Source organism: Bacillus sp. FSL R5-0512 (assembly GCF_038593295.1).
GTDB classification, from domain to species: Bacteria; Bacillota; Bacilli; order Bacillales; family Bacillaceae; genus Bacillus; species Bacillus safensis.
This window is the reverse complement of the sequence record NZ_CP151982.1, coordinates 741,149-755,308: the sequence shown is the minus strand read 5'-3', so window position 1 is coordinate 755,308 and position 14,160 is coordinate 741,149. Positions and strand designations below refer to the sequence as shown.

15 protein-coding genes are annotated in these 14,160 nt (G+C 41.7%); 8 read left to right on the top strand and 7 right to left on the bottom strand.

The features are described from left to right. Position 1 precedes the first annotated feature (1 nt). Entirely contained in the window at positions 2-1,984 is a 1,983-nt protein-coding gene (locus tag NSQ25_RS03720; RefSeq protein WP_046314243.1) for an LTA synthase family protein, read from the top strand. A 98-nt stretch (positions 1,985-2,082) separates the two neighbouring features. Further along, entirely contained in the window at positions 2,083-2,670 is a 588-nt protein-coding gene (locus NSQ25_RS03715; protein WP_046314241.1) for a YjgB family protein, read from the top strand. Positions 2,671-2,877: 207 nt separating this feature from the next. Here NSQ25_RS03715 and NSQ25_RS03710 read toward each other — a convergent pair whose 3' ends face one another. Beyond that, entirely contained in the window at positions 2,878-3,381 is a 504-nt protein-coding gene (locus NSQ25_RS03710) for a DoxX family protein (RefSeq protein WP_034283676.1), read from the bottom strand. 195 nt (positions 3,382-3,576) lie between these two features. On the opposite strand from NSQ25_RS03710, the gene NSQ25_RS03705 reads away from it, so the two are divergent. Further along, entirely contained in the window at positions 3,577-4,335 is a 759-nt protein-coding gene (locus NSQ25_RS03705; RefSeq protein WP_144496702.1) for a DUF817 domain-containing protein, read from the top strand. An 18-nt stretch (positions 4,336-4,353) separates the two neighbouring features. On the opposite strand, the gene nagE is transcribed toward NSQ25_RS03705, so the two are convergent. After that, positions 4,354-5,721: an N-acetylglucosamine-specific PTS transporter subunit IIBC gene (gene nagE / locus NSQ25_RS03700; RefSeq protein WP_061110558.1), complete on the bottom strand. Its 1,368-nt coding sequence runs from the start codon at positions 5,719-5,721 to the stop codon at positions 4,354-4,356. Positions 5,722-5,909: 188 nt separating this feature from the next. Between nagE and map the strand changes: the two genes are divergently transcribed. The 3 genes from map to NSQ25_RS03685 all read left to right on the top strand — a co-directional run bounded on the left by map (position 5,910) and on the right by NSQ25_RS03685 (position 7,216). Then, complete coding sequence (map, locus tag NSQ25_RS03695) at positions 5,910-6,659, top strand: type I methionyl aminopeptidase (RefSeq protein ID WP_024424611.1); 750 nt, start codon at positions 5,910-5,912, stop codon at positions 6,657-6,659. 124 nt (positions 6,660-6,783) lie between these two features. Next, entirely contained in the window at positions 6,784-6,945 is a 162-nt protein-coding gene (locus NSQ25_RS03690; protein ID WP_087976421.1) for a hypothetical protein, read from the top strand. 133 nt (positions 6,946-7,078) lie between these two features. Continuing rightward, positions 7,079-7,216, top strand: coding sequence for a YflJ family protein (locus NSQ25_RS03685; RefSeq protein WP_064497716.1), 138 nt, complete (start codon positions 7,079-7,081; stop codon positions 7,214-7,216). 42 nt (positions 7,217-7,258) lie between these two features. Here NSQ25_RS03685 and NSQ25_RS03680 read toward each other — a convergent pair whose 3' ends face one another. Then, entirely contained in the window at positions 7,259-7,909 is a 651-nt protein-coding gene (locus NSQ25_RS03680; RefSeq protein ID WP_214755643.1) for an MOSC domain-containing protein, read from the bottom strand. Between the two features lie 122 nt (positions 7,910-8,031). Here NSQ25_RS03680 and NSQ25_RS03675 point away from each other — a divergent pair, with 122 nt between their 5' ends. Then, on the top strand, positions 8,032-8,301 hold the full coding sequence (locus NSQ25_RS03675; protein WP_214755642.1) for an acylphosphatase: 270 nt from the start codon (positions 8,032-8,034) through the stop codon (positions 8,299-8,301). 19 nt (positions 8,302-8,320) lie between these two features. Here NSQ25_RS03675 and NSQ25_RS03670 read toward each other — a convergent pair whose 3' ends face one another. Together NSQ25_RS03670 and NSQ25_RS03665 are read right to left on the bottom strand one after the other, a co-directional pair. Beyond that, positions 8,321-9,427 (bottom strand): nitric oxide synthase oxygenase, encoded by a 1,107-nt coding sequence (locus NSQ25_RS03670; RefSeq protein WP_326136711.1) that lies wholly within the window; start codon positions 9,425-9,427, stop codon positions 8,321-8,323. 104 nt (positions 9,428-9,531) lie between these two features. After that, positions 9,532-10,089, bottom strand: coding sequence for a PadR family transcriptional regulator (locus NSQ25_RS03665; RefSeq protein ID WP_034283668.1), 558 nt, complete (start codon positions 10,087-10,089; stop codon positions 9,532-9,534). 112 nt (positions 10,090-10,201) lie between these two features. Between NSQ25_RS03665 and NSQ25_RS03660 the strand changes: the two genes are divergently transcribed. Beyond that, complete coding sequence (locus tag NSQ25_RS03660; protein ID WP_008341777.1) at positions 10,202-10,687, top strand: phenolic acid decarboxylase; 486 nt, start codon at positions 10,202-10,204, stop codon at positions 10,685-10,687. A 61-nt stretch (positions 10,688-10,748) separates the two neighbouring features. Here the strand turns inward: NSQ25_RS03660 and NSQ25_RS03655 are convergent, their stop codons facing one another. Then, positions 10,749-12,380, bottom strand: a complete 1,632-nt coding sequence (locus tag NSQ25_RS03655) for a M14 family metallocarboxypeptidase (protein WP_214755640.1) — start codon at positions 12,378-12,380, stop codon at positions 10,749-10,751. A 177-nt stretch (positions 12,381-12,557) separates the two neighbouring features. After that, positions 12,558-13,856 (bottom strand): citrate:proton symporter, encoded by a 1,299-nt coding sequence (locus NSQ25_RS03650; protein ID WP_034283666.1) that lies wholly within the window; start codon positions 13,854-13,856, stop codon positions 12,558-12,560. Between the last annotated feature and the right edge of the window lie 304 nt (positions 13,857-14,160).

The following is a 14,160-nucleotide window of genomic DNA, read 5'->3' as shown; positions in this document are numbered from 1 at the left end:
TATGAAAACATTTATTCAAAAAAGAGGTCTCGGCTTCTTTCTGATTGCAGCCGTCTTACTATGGCTCAAAACGTATTCAGCGTATTTAATCGAATTTAAACTTGGTATATCAAATGTGCTTCAGCATATTTTGCTTTTCGTGAATCCTATTAGCTCCAGCTTGTTCTTTCTTGGCTTTGCTTTATTGTTCAAGAAAAAATGGCAGCCTGCCGCTATCATTGTGATTCACTTTTTCATGTCTTTTTTACTATACGCAAACATCGTGTACTATCGATTCTTCAATGACTTTATCACGCTGCCTACAGTGATGCAGGCAGGAACGAATGGCGGACAATTAGGTGATAGTGCATTTTCACTCATGCGTTGGACTGATGTGTTTTACTTTATTGATACAATCATTTTGATCGTACTTGCAGTCCGCATGAAAAGGCAGCAGCAAACAAGTACAGCCACTGTACCTGTTCAAAAGTCAAAATCGTTTAGACTCGTCCTTGTGTCCTCTGTTGTGATCTTTGTTTTAAACTTAGTGGCTGCAGAGATCGATCGTCCAGAGCTTTTATCAAGATCGTTCGACCGCAATTATTTAGTTAAATATTTAGGCGCTTATAACTTTACTGTGTTTGATGCCATTCAAAATGTGAAATCAAACAGCCAGCGTGCTCTGGCAAATTCAAATGACGTGACAGATGTAGAGAACTATTTAAAAGCGAACAGCGCTGATCCTAACCCTGCTTATTACGGGAAAGCGAAAGGCATGAACGTCATTACAATTTCTCTTGAATCTCTGCAAAACTTTGTCATTGATTATAAGGTCAATGGAAAAGAAGTAACGCCATTCCTTAATTCATTGGCACACGACAACAAAACGTTTTACTTTGATAACTTCTTCCATCAAACAGGACAGGGAAAAACGTCTGATGCTGAATTTATGATGGATACTGGGTTATTCCCATTATCACAGGGCTCTGTTTTTATTAACAAGGCGCAAAACACATATCAAGCACTTCCTGGTATTTTGAAGAAGGATCAATATACGTCAGCAGAATTCCATGGAAATACGAAAACCTTCTGGAACCGTAATGAAATGTTTAAATCCTTTGGATATGACAGATTTTACGATTCTGAGTACTACGATATGAACGAGCAGGATACGAAGAACTATGGACTGAAAGACAAACCGTTCTTCAAAGAATCGATGCCAATTCTTAAAAACATGAAGCAGCCGTTTTATTCGAAATTCATTACCTTATCGAACCATTTCCCATTTGGAATGGATGAAGGTGATACTGATTTCGAGCCTGGTGATTTCGGTGACTCTGTCGTCGATAACTACTTCCAATCGGCTCATTATTTAGATGAAGCGATTGAACAGTTCTTCAACGATTTGAAAAAGTCAGGTCTCTATGACAATACAGTCGTTATTATGTACGGCGATCATTACGGTATTTCTGAAAACCATAATGAAGCGATGGAAAAAGTGACAGGGCAAAAAATTGGAGATTATGAAAATGCGCAGCTCATGCGTGTGCCGCTCTTTATCCATGTTCCTGGCGTAAAAGGCGGACAGATTCATAAATACTCTGGTGAAGTCGATGTCGCACCAACTCTTCTGCACCTGCTTGGCGATGATACGAAGAACTATTTAATGTCTGGTTCTGATATCTTATCGAAGAACTTTAAAGAGCTTGTGCCATTTAGAAACGGTGACTTCGTGTCTAAGGACTACACGAAAGTAGGCAATAACTATTACAGCAACAAAACAGGCGAGAAAATCGAGCCAACTGACAAGGCATCGCAAGAAAATGAAACGGTGAAAAAGATGCTGGAGACATCTGATAAGATTGTCACCGAAGATTTACTCCGTTTCTACAAGCCTAAAGGCTTTACACCGATTGACCGCAACGATTATGATTATACAAAGAAAGTACAGGATGAAAAGGATTCCTCTTCCGCCAAAGATGAATCCAGCTCTTCTTCAAAATAACGTTCTCATGCTAAGAACCAGCCGATCCTTGATCAGCTGGTTCTTTTCACGTTTGATCATGATGGCCCCGGGTATAGGAGAAGAAGGAGGGATTTATCATGAAGAAAACAGCAACTTTTGTCGTAACTGCCTCACTTGCTTCATCGGCCCTATTCGGTTTCAGCCCTGCGGTCTCAGCACACGCCATGATTAAACCAGCAGCAGAGCAATCCGTTCCTCAAGGTCCAAAAGCCGCGCTTAACAGCATTTATAAGCTGGCACATAAAGGACAAATGCCCTACTATGCGAAGGGACTGAAAATAGGCGTTCAAACAAAAAAAGACGTTCATCATCAGCTCGGACATCCATATCCAGAAACAGGTCAAAGCAGCTTTGATTTGTATCATGCTGAAATGGGGAATCCTGGATTTGCTTTTCACTATGATGCGAAAGGCAAAATTGATGAAATCCGTTATTTCGGTACAAATGTAGAAAAAGAAACAAATATCGGCGGTATGACCCCTTCGTTACTAAAGAAACAGCTTGGACCAGCGGATTCAGTGAGTACCATTCCGCAGACAAAAGAGAAAAAATATGTGTATCGAACCGGTGATTATGAACTCGAATTTATCGTAGGCCATGATCCAGATATGAGTCAGCATGAGCTCACCGTCCTGCATATCAACCTCATTAAAGCCGATTCTTAAATAAAAAAGGGCTAAAATGATCTTTATTTTAGCCCTTTTTCTTCCTTTCAGCGTGATAGAAAACCTTTGCAGCCCTAGGAAGGACGAGTACCGGAGCGGAGCGAATTTGACATTCGTGAGCACCGGAGCGCAGACCTGACACCGAATGCGAGGGTTTGTCTACACGCTGAAAGCATCCTGAGCTTGTGCTCAGGATGCTTTTCTTTATTATGATGCCACTTCTAACTGCGGCTTTCTTTTCATTGTTCTTTTGAGGACTGGACCTGCGACATAATCAAGTCCAAATTTGCCTGCATTCCCTTTCGCTGCCATAATAATGATGGCTATGAGCAGAAGCAGCGGGTTCACAGAGACAGTTCCAGCTAGTAAGAAAGAGACATTCATCACGCTTCCAAAAAAGGCTGCCGTTGTTGTAAACAATCCAACAATTAATCCTAGGCCTACTAAGATTTCTCCCCACATGACCATGGCACTGAATAGTCCGGCATTTGGCAAAGCGACATTTTCTAAAAACCATACATAGAACGGATACACTAGATGACCATCCTTGACGACAGGTTCAGATATTGCAAATTGTAAATAGCCTGATGCATCAAATCCACCTGTTAGTTTTCCAATACCAGATGTCAGCCAAGTCCATCCGATATAAAGTCTTGCTGCCAAAAGGATAACGGCTGCCCATACATTCGTTTGTAAGAATTTTGTAAACATGATGATGCCTCCTTTTAAATTATGTGAAATATTTCACATTTTCTTTATGATCTTATTATACTATGCAGAATGTTATTTGTGATCTTTTTCACATATATATTCACAAATTGTTCATGAATATCTAGTTGAGGTAAACTTTTCCCTTGCTAAAACCGTCTAAGTCATTTCAGACAGTAAAAAGGGGTTTAATTTTGTATGAAAACACTATTTCATTTTGCTTATTTACAAGCCATCTCATGTCTATTCCCCGTCATGATCTTTGCGGCGCTTGCCCTATCAAAGACGGTGTCTATTCCTTTTCTTCACCGGTATGATTTCATTCTACTGCTTTGCATCGCAGCTCAGATCCTGATGCTGACGCTGCGGCTGGAGACTTGGGCGGAGCTAAAGGTCATTTGTCTATTTCATCTCATAGGAATCTGTCTAGAAGTGTATAAAGTACATATGGGCTCTTGGTCCTACCCTGAAGACGCTTATACAAAAATATTTGGGGTTCCACTTTATAGCGGCTTTATGTATGCGAGTGTGGCTAGTTATATTTATCAGGCACTTTCACGACTTCATGTAAAAGTGGCCGACTGGCCTCATCCATTTCTTTCAATTGGCATCAGTTTGTGCATTTATCTCAATTTCTTTACGCATCACTGGCTCTATGATGTCAGGTGGTGGCTGACATGTCTGCTTGTTGTTGTGTTTCGGAAAACGTCGGTTTCGTTTCAGGTTGGTCCATCTTCCTTTCGAATGCCGCTTGTTGTTTCATTTCTCCTGATTGGCTTTTTTATTTGGGTGGCCGAAAATGTCACGACCTTTTTAGGCGCATGGCAATATCCAAATCAGCAGCATGCTTGGTCTCTCGTCCATCTTGGTAAAATCAGTTCGTGGTTTTTACTTGTTGTCATCAGCATTGTACTGGTGATCGAACAGCGTAAACAAAAAAACGTTCAGCCCATTTGACCTGGCTGAACGTTTTTTTTAATCTCGATCGACTTCCTTACGGAGTTCATCTGCGACAAATTCTACATTCGTTCCAATGATGATTTGTACGGTTGTTTTTCCAGAAGTCAGGACCCCTTTGGCACCTGCTTTTTTCAATGTACCTTCATTTAATAAATTTGTATCCTCTACTGTTAAGCGAAGACGTGTGGCACAATGATCAATCGTGGTGATATTGTCTTTGCCGCCAAGTCCCTCTACGAGCATACTCGCTCCTCCTGCCGTCACCGTATCATCCGCTGCGATATCCTCCATGTCATCATCTTCCCTGCCTGGTGTTTTCAGCTTTAATAGTTTAATGAGGAAATAGAAAACGACAAAGTACACGACGCCATAAATGATTCCTACTACAAGAAGCAAGATCGGTTTTTGCGCAATTCCGAAGCTTAAGACGTAATCAATCGCACCTGCTGAAAAGGCAAAGCCGCTATGAATCCCGAGGGTGTTTACAATAAAAAGCGAAAGCCCCGTCAAAATAGCATGGACACCATATAAAAGTGGAGATAAAAACATAAAAGAAAATTCAATTGGTTCAGTGATCCCTGTTATAAATGATGTAAGTGCCATCCCAATCATCAGACCCGCTGTTGCTTTTCGCTTCTCAGGCTTTGCAGTTACAACCATGGCTAGACATGCCGCTGGCAGACCAAACATCATCACTGGGAAGAATCCGGTCATAAAGACACCCGCGCTTGGATCTCCTTTAAAGAATCGCGCTAAATCCCCTGTTGCCCCGCTGAATTCCCCGAATTGAAACCAAAATAAGTTATTCAAGACATGGTGAAGTCCTAATGGAATGAGCAATCGGTTAAAGAAACCAAACAGCCCTGCACCTGTTGCCCCAAGACTTAAAATCCATTCTCCTAAATCATTGATTACACTTTGAATCGGCGGCCATACATATCCGAAAACGGCTGCTAATAGAATGGTGAAAAGTGCGGTCATAATAGGCACAAGCCGCCTTCCGCTAAAGAAACCTAAGTATTCCGGCAGTTTCGTATCCTTAAATTTATTGTAAACATAACCTGCCAAAAGCCCGCATAAAATACCGCCCAATACCCCCATATTGTTGGTTGAGTTAATCGACGTTGTACCGGCTGACAAAATAAAATAAGAGATCGCTCCTGATAATGCCGCTGCCCCGTTTCCATCCTTTGAAATACCAATCGCTACACCCATTGCAAAAATTAAAGCCAAGTTCGCAAAAATTGCATTCCCTGCCGCATGAATAAACGGGATATTGAATACATCCTCCCGCCCAATGGCCAAAATAATCCCTGCTGCTGGAAGTACAGCGATTGGAAGCATAAATGATTTTCCTAGCTTTTGAAAAAACTGAAACACCATCTGATTTCCCCCCTTTGTCATCATCATGACCAAAATCATTCATGATGTTCATAAAAAATATATCATATGCACGTCTAGTTATCTATACCAATTTGTCCACATCCATTTGAATTCCGCTCTTTACTCTTTTTGCGTAAAATGTGGTAAGCTATTGAATAGAATGAAGATATAGAAAGCGGGAATGAACAGTGATTGTCAAACATGATCATGAGTTAGAAGCCTTAAAAAAAGTCGGCCGAATTGTCGCTTTGGCAAGAGAAGAAATGAAAAGCCAAGCGAAACCAGGCATGTCTACAAAAGAATTAGATTTGATTGGGAAAAAAATATTAGAAGAGCACGGTGCCAATTCAGCACCTGAAAAGGAATATGACTTTCCTGGTACCACTTGTATCAGCGTAAACGATGAAGTTGCACACGGTATCCCTAGTGAAAAAACCATTTTACAAGAGGGCGACCTCGTGAACATTGATATCTCAGCAGAGCTTGACGGATATTATTCCGATACAGGTATTTCATTCGTTTTAGGAACAGGTGATGCTCGGCTTGAAGCATTATGTAAGTGTGCGGAGGATGCGTTCCTTGAAGGATTAAAGCATGCAAAAGCCGGTAAAAGACAAAACCAAATTGGCCGTGCGGTCTACAATACAGCGAAAGAACAAGGATTTACTGTCATTAAAAACCTGACAGGACACGGCATTGGGAAGAATCTGCATGAAGCACCCAACCATATTTTGAACTACTATGATCCATTCGATAATGCTTTGTTTAAAAATGGCACAGTCATTGCCTTTGAACCTTTCATTTCAACAAATGCTGAATCGATTTATCAGGCTGATGATGGCTGGACATTTAAAACACCAGATAAAAGTCTAGTGGCACAGATTGAACATACGATTGTGATTACTAAAGACGAACCGATTATTTTAACAAAGCTGTAAGCCAAGCGGGTCCCCTCCTTCACTGGAGGGGATTTTTTCATGCCCGTTTCACGAATCTGTCACGACTAAACAAAAAAGCCTGTGGTAAAATAGGCAAAGATATGCGAAAGGGGTCTTATTTGATATGTGGTTCATCATCATAGGTGTTATCTTTTTCATCGAAAGTATTATCTTAACGGTTGTAGGGATTAAGAAAAAACAATCCATGATGACCTATCTTGGTGTTATCATCATGATTATGACGGTCGGCATGATCCTCGTTACCCTCAACCCGCCAAATTCATAAATCAATATTTCCAGCATATACATGGATCATAGGCAGATAGAATCAGTTTTCATTTCTTGACACCTGCACGCTTTTCACCTCTTTTTTGAGATGTTACAATGCAGGCAGTTTCAATTGAAAGGAGTTTTCTATCATGCATTATGGTAGCAAAGGCTGGTATGTCGAAGAATTAAAGAAGCTTGGTGTGACCAAGCATGAAGGAAGAAAGCTTCAAAGCTTAAAAACATATTTCCTTGCAAATCTTCTTGAGCAAAAGAAACGCAGCTCATAAGCTTAGAAAAGCCGCACATCTTAAGCTGATGTACGGCTTTTTTTAAATGTGCTGAATTCGTTTTTCTAAAGACTTCCTGACCACATCTGCTAAGGCATCTACTTCAAGAACGGCTTTCAGTCTCTCTGGACTTGTTTGACGATATTTGACTTCATTGACCTCATGGACCGTAATGTGATGGGACGCTTTTTCTACTAGTACTAGCGATGCATCAGGCGGCACCATGCCTTCTTTCAATACACGTAAATAAAAGCCTGTATACCCTGTTTTTTGCACTTCCTTTACAAGCTTCATGTTGCCATGCTTAAGAGACAATTTCACACAAGGCTGTCTTGGCTGGCTCACCTCAACAAATGCATCTCCAAGCTGAAACACATCGCCAATATGCACATTCGTTTCGACTAGCTGGCGTACTGTTACATTCTCGCCAAAGGCAGCTTCCTGTAATGGAACCCCTAAAAATTGTTCAAAGTGAGCATAATGATCATACGGAAAGACGCAGACGGCTTTATCATAACCCCCATGATGAACCAAATCCCCCTGACCATCTCCTTCAAAATTGACCTGACTTAAATACACAGGCTCATGAATGCGCCTTTTGTTGATGGCTGTTTTGATTTCTTTTCCATTCGCATAGGTAATGACAGGTTGTCCCACTTGGATTCCTTCTATGTCGTATCTCTTTTGTCCCACGATGGCCATCTCCTTTGGTTGTCTACTGGCTTTTATTTTACATCGTTTGACAATCAAATCATAGTCGAGGCGTGAAGATCAGATGCAGGCTATGGTACGATGTGAAAAAAGGAGTGATGATCATGATTCATTATCACGCCATTGTAAAAGGACGTGTGCAAGGAGTCGGCTTTCGTTATTTTGTTCAGGGAGAAGCTGTCAATCGTGGAATGAAAGGCTGGGTACGCAACACAGATGAAGGTCATGTCGAGTTAAAGGTAGAGGGTGAGCAGCAGAAAGTGATTGATTTCTTAGAGACTGTCCGGAAAGGAAGTCCTTTTTCAAAAGTCACCGACATGCAAATGGAGCCGCTCGCTGAGCTTGCTCATTATCAGGATTTTCGAATAAGATAATAAAAAAACCTAGCTTTCGCTAGGCTTTTTCTGTCCCGTGATAGGGCTTGTCCTGATAAAAATAGTTTGGTTTCACAATGGTATTGTCGTAATTCTTGTGGAATATGTGGGTAGCAGCTGGTGATACTGGGGGAATCAGCCATGTCCAGTCCCCAGTCAGCTTGCGGTCAGCCTTTTCTTCCTGCTTTTCAAACTGCTTGAATTGATGTGCTGCTGTGTGATGATCAACAATGGTCACCCCTGCTTCGCGATAAGAATGGAGAACCGCCTCGTTCAATTCGACAATGGCTTTATCCTTCCAAAGGGACGAATTCTTGGTTGTGTCCAGTCCTAAAAGAGAAGCGATTTTTTTCAGCATATTGTAGCGGTTTTCATCCGCTAGGTTGCGTGCACCAATTTCTGTGCCCATATACCAGCCATTAAAAGGTGCAGCATTGTAATGAATACCGCCAATTTCTAATTTCATATCAGCAATAATTGGAACCGCATACCATTTCAGTCCTAAATCACGGAATTCATCGTATTCAGGATGGGTGATCTCTACCTCTTGGACGATTTCTTTCGGAAGCTCATACAGAACAGGCGGCTGATCTTTTAGCTGAAACATGAGAGGCAGAATATCAAAATGTGTGCCCTCCCCTTTCCAGCCATGTTCTTCACATAATTTTGTTAATTCAAGAGATGCCTCGTCGCCGATGATGCCATATTCAGTTTTATAGCCTGCATAACGAACGAGCTGATGATTATAAATGACGACTTCCTTCTGCCTGTTCTTCTCTGGGGGAAAGATCGTAATGGACGGTTTGATTTTCCCGCCATTTGTCGCATACTCAATATGATGAAAGAGCGCCTCCTTCACCTCATCCTCTGTCTTTACATGCCGGCAGTCATGCACTTGCAGGGTCGACCAAAACAAACGGCCAATGCAGCGGTTACTGTTGCGCCATGCCATTTTCGCCCCGTGAGCTAATTCCTCTAGTGTATGCGTATAAATTCCTTCAGTTTCAATTTCTTTTTTTATTTCATGCAGACGTGCTGCTTTCTCTTCATTTGACTTGTTTAATTCTTCATAGCATACAGAAATAAAAGCTTCTGCTTCAATCCACAACGCTTCTTGATTACTCAAACATACTCGCCTCACTTTAATACGAATATATCCATTGTAGCGGTTTCTATTGATAAATTCACTCGTTTCAAACCATTTTTTATCATATCATCCGACCATTGTCCTTAGACCATAGATGAATCAATACGTTTAAGGGTCTTTTGGAGCCAGCGGACATAGCCTTTTTCTCTTTCAATTGCCCTTGTCAGCACTAAGTAATGCCCAAATTGAGCTGAATGCAGCGATTCAGCAGAAGGGTCTTCCTCTGTCAAAGCGTGCAGCTTTTGTTCCAGCACATCTACTTTCTTGGTGCGCTCTAACAGTTGATAGGCAAACAGGTCAGCCGCTTCTTTTTTGTCCATGGAGGAGATGAAAAAGGTTTTGAGCATGAATTCATCCTTTGTTGTTTCCGGAATCGGATCTTTTGTTTTTAACCACTGACGCAATTCTTCTTTTCCTGCCGCTGTGATTTGATAGACCTTCTTCTCCAGCTTTTTTCCTTGTATGTGAATATCAAATTCAATAAATCCTTCCTCTGTAAGACGCTTCAGCTCAGGGTAAATCTGACTGTGCTTCGCACTCCAAAACTGTCCAAGGGAATCCTTAAAATGTTTTGTGATATCGTATCCCGTCAGCTCATGCTGATCCAGCAAGCCAAGAATGGCATATTTTAGTACTCTCATGATGTGCCTCCAACGCTTATTCTTTGACAATAGTATACCATAGACTTTAAAATAAATATGTAAATCACAACATGTTTGAAAAAACATCATTCTAATGAAAGAAGGAATAAACATGGATCAATTCGTTGGACTTCATATGATTTATACGTATGAAAATGGCTGGGAATATGAGATTTACATTAAAAACGATCACACCATTGATTACCGCATTCATAGCGGAATGGTTGGAGGACGCTGGGTCCGTGATCAAGAAGTAAATATTGTGAAGCTGACAAAAGGCGTATACAAAGTCTCTTGGACAGAACCAACTGGTACAGACGTCTCTCTGAACTTTATGCCTGAAGAAAAACGCATGCATGGCGTCATCTTCTTCCCAAAATGGGTGCATGAACGTCCAGACATCACCGTCTGCTATCAAAATGACTACATCGATCTCATGAAAGAATCTCGTGAAAAATACGAAACCTATCCGAAATATGTTGTCCCAGAATTTGCGGACATTACGTATATCCATCATGCAGGTGTGAATGACGAAACCATTATCGCAGAAGCACCATATGAAGGCATGACAGATGAAATAAGAGCTGGACGAAAATAAAAAAAGCGGCACGCCTAGTGCCGCTTTTACATTTGATAAAGGGCTATCATTTTAGTCCTTTTTATTGAATGCCTAACGTCTTTTTTGGAAGCATGAAACGATAGACTGGCAGTTCATCACCTGCTTTTGAAGCAATAAACCCTGATGACATATAGCTGTCCTTTGATTCTGGTTCAAGGGCAAGTGAGAGCAAATTGGTTTGCGGCTGTGCCGTGACATATACCTTTGTTCCTTTTGGCAGCTGGCGTTTCTTGTCAACGAGTTTTGTTTCAAGCTGAATATCTGTTTTGCTCTTTTCCTCTCGCTTTGTCACTTGATAGGCTTGTACCGGCACTTTCATGCCAGCCGGCAATGTGACACTTTTTAATCCTAATGTTCTGAGTTTCTTTTCTACTCCTTCATGCCCCGGAAGAATGAGATAAGCTGTCGGCCGTTCTCTTGTTAAGACGGGAACAGCATCGCTCGCACTGTGAAAGCGTACAGGAACTTGAGTCGTTTGTCCCATCTCAATATCAACCATTTCCAGCGAGTCATTGACAGATGCTTTGAAATCGTCTTGAATGACTACCTGATCATCATCATTTGGCAGCAGTCCTTTTTTGACCAGCTTCAGCCGCTCTGTCACCATTTGCTGCTTCACCTGTTTGGCATGTTTCACTGTAGTTTCAATGATTTTTTCATGGGTGGCTACTTGGACAGCGACGCGGCGGGCAAAATCCTCTCTTCCAATCCCAATCCCTCTGCTTTCTACAAGAAATGACAGGGCTGGCGAAAGTGCAAGGGCATTTCGGCCAATTCGCGCATCCGTTCCACCTTCATAGATGTCGATCTTTCCATCCTTTCCTCTTGTGTTTGTATAATACAAATCGTTAGAAAACCCTTTATTTGTCAGCGTTTCACGAACTCCGTTTACATACAACTCATTTGATGTCAGCCGGATGCTTTCTGGAATATTTAGATTCTTCCCTGAAAGAATAAGCAAATCATGATATTTGAGAGCGCCTGATGAACCGATATTTTCAAACTGCTTTTGACCCACATCGTATTCATGGGCATCAATGACCACTTCTGGCGCATACCGATTAAATTCTTGATGCAGGGCTGTCAGTTCTGGAGATTCTAATGTCATATGATCACGGTTTCCGTCTAATCCGTTTGCCAGTCTGCGGTCAAACGCATAAGAACCATCAGGATTGATTCTTGGGACAATGATGATATTGACATGATTGAGTATACGCTCTCCTTCTTCACCTGCTAATCGTTTTGCAATGACGAGAGCAGATTCACCGGAGGCTGGTTCATTTCCGTGTATTTGTGCTTGGAGCCAGATGGTTGGCTTTTTTGAAAGTGGCGTGATGGAGCGATCCTTTGTAAAGTACAGAGCCGGAATGGATCTGCCTTCAATGGATGTTCCAATCTGTCTCTGCGTGGCGTAAGGACTTTTGCGGACAATGTCTCGTAAGAAAGTTTGTAGCTCTTCTTGGGTCGTAAATGCTTCTCCTTTTTTCTGAAAGGCAGGGGTATCAAACGTCTCGTCAGGCTCAGGGTATAGCTTTTTCACTGAAGCCGGCTGTTCATAACTCTTTCCATAATAAGGGGTTTCTGCATGAGCTGAAGCTGGGCTCACCATCGACAAACTGCCTGCTAAGAGGCATGCAGCAGCAAAAAGAATTGTGCCTTTTCGTTTGGACATGCTATCCTCTCCCTTCGTTGATTTGCATTATAAAGAAAAAAACAGCAAAAGTGTCAGTATTTTTCAAAAATAAATCTTTTGGAGGAACAGGCTTGTCTTTGTCTAGGGCAAATGAATGGAGCCTGGTCGGCAATATGACCTAAAAAAAGTGCCTGCCCGCAGCAGACACTTTTTTATTTACCAGATGGAAATGGCCCCAATGAGAACCGCCATGACGGTCATAGCGACGACTGCCAGCACAGCCCATTTCATCCCAAATTTCTGATGCTGATCCAGTGATACCCCAACAAGTCCAACAAGTAAATGAGTCGATGGAACAAGTGGACTTAACATATGAATCGGCTGACCAATAATAGAAGCTCTGGCAATCTCAATTTTATCGACACCATATGCTGCCGCTGTTTCTGATAGGATCGGCAGTACGCCGTAAAAGTATGCATCATTCGGCATAAAGAAAGTAAAGATCCCGCTTGTTAATGCGACAATGACTGGAATAAAGCCGCCCAGCTGCTCTGGAATTGCAGATACAATCGAAATCGCCATTTCATCGACCATTTTCGTTCCAGTTAGAATACCTGTAAAAACACCTGCCGCAAAAATCATCGAAGCAATGGCTAAAACGTTTGTTGAGTGAGCCGCAATTCGCTCACGCTGCTGGTCCAAGTTCGGATAGTTCACGATAATCGCCACACAGAAAGCAAGAACAAATAGAACAGTTAAGCTGACTTTACCTGATACAAGCAGCAGCACCAATAACAAAGTCAGCGCCAGGTTAAACCACCAAAGCTTCGGCCGTTTGATGTCATCTTGCAGTGCCGCTGCCATTTCATTTGCATGAATCGGCTGGTCAAGTTCAATCACACCAAGGCGTTTTCTTTCGGCTTTTCCAAGAAAATAAGCAACAATAATCATACTGAGAACCCCTGCACCAATGACTGGAATCATTGGTCCAAATAAAAGTGAAGGATCAACGCCAAGTGCACTCGCCGCTCTAGGAGTAGCTCCTCCCCATGGAATTGTATTCATAATTCCCATGCCGACCCCGGCAATACCCGCTAAAATAATTGGACGGATGCCAAGCAGCGTAAATAGTGGAAGCATCGCTGTTGTTGTAATCATATACGTTGTCGTTCCATCACCATCAAGTGCAACAAGCATCGTCAAGACAGCTGTTCCGACAACGATTTTTAATGGATCGCCTTTAACGATTTTTAAAATTTTCGCCACCATTGGGTCAAATAAACCCGCATCAATCATAATGCCAAAGTACAAAATCGCAAACATGATCATGACTGCTGTTGGTGCGACTTGCTGCACACCTTTGACAATCATGTCTGAAATTTCAGTAAAATGAAAACCTGCAATAAGAGCAAATGCAATTGGTGTTAACACCAATGCCGTTAAAACAGACATACGTTTCGTCATAATCAAAACCATAAATACAATCATCATAAGAAATCCTAAGATTGCTAACATATTGTTCACCCCTTGTGTTGTATACGCTTTCATTAATGTGTTGGTATCCCATTTCCAACCCTTTTTGTCATCATATCTGAGGTGAGAATTGAAGTAAATATTATGAATTTTAATTCTTTTTCGGTCGATAAATGCTTTTTGTTCATTTTGTTCAAACATTGGGCTTTTTAATTCCATGAAAAAAACAAAGGGTTTATTTAAGCCCTTTGTCTTCTTTTCAGTGTGATAGAAAACCTTTGCAGTCTAGGAAGGATGAGTACTGGAGCGGAGCGAATATGAGATTCGTGAGCACCAGCACACAGAA